At 36.0% G+C, this 616-nt stretch carries 1 protein-coding gene and 1 pseudogene; one reads left to right on the forward strand and one right to left on the reverse strand.

Annotation, left to right across the window (positions count from 1 at the left end):
• Positions 1-106: 106 nt before the first annotated feature.
• A pseudogene (locus tag HT693_RS09580) lies at positions 107-248 on the forward strand (transposase); the annotation flags it as partial.
• 155 nt (positions 249-403) lie between these two features.
• On the opposite strand, the gene HT693_RS09585 reads toward HT693_RS09580, so the two are convergent.
• A partial coding sequence (locus tag HT693_RS09585; RefSeq protein WP_172925132.1) for an LPXTG cell wall anchor domain-containing protein occupies positions 404-616 on the reverse strand: 213 nt, incomplete at its 5' end.

Raw genomic sequence — 616 nt, forward strand, 5'->3', positions numbered from 1 at the left:
GAACAATAGGTTGTGGCATTCAAATATCCTCCAATAGTTTTACTTTACGAATAGTATACAGGAGGTCTTCCATGAATGATAGATACCTTGTTATGACGCGCTTACATTGGAAGCAACGAATAATCTCATTAAACTCATCAAACGCAATGTCTTTGGTTTTCGGAACTTTGAAAACTTCAAAAAACGGATTTTCATCGCTCTGAACATCAAAAAAAGAAAGGACAAAATTTGTCCTTTCTAGATCTTAGCTGACTTCAACACTCTACAGTTGACCAAGAGCCCCTTTTTTACTATCCACTGTAGGGTAAGTATATCCAGCTAATGTGTAGATTACCCTAGTTCTTTTTAATTGATAAAAAATTGTGTATGTAAAAGCGATTGAGAATCAAATAGAATCATTTACTTAAGCTTCTTCATCATCTTTTTTCTTTTTAGAAAAGAGTAAACCTACTGCTCCAAAGATTGATAGAAGTCCTAGAGCAGCTGTAGTATTATCTGATCGTATACCAGTATTAGGCAACATTGCTCTCGTTTGATACGATGTAGGCTGAGTTCCTGCTACTATATCTGATACATTCAAGGCTGCCGCTGCCGCCACTAAGTCATTCTTAGCTTT

Origin of the sequence: Streptococcus sp. 2154 (assembly GCF_013277255.1) — a bacterium.
GTDB lineage: Bacteria > Bacillota > Bacilli > Lactobacillales > Streptococcaceae > Streptococcus > Streptococcus pseudopneumoniae.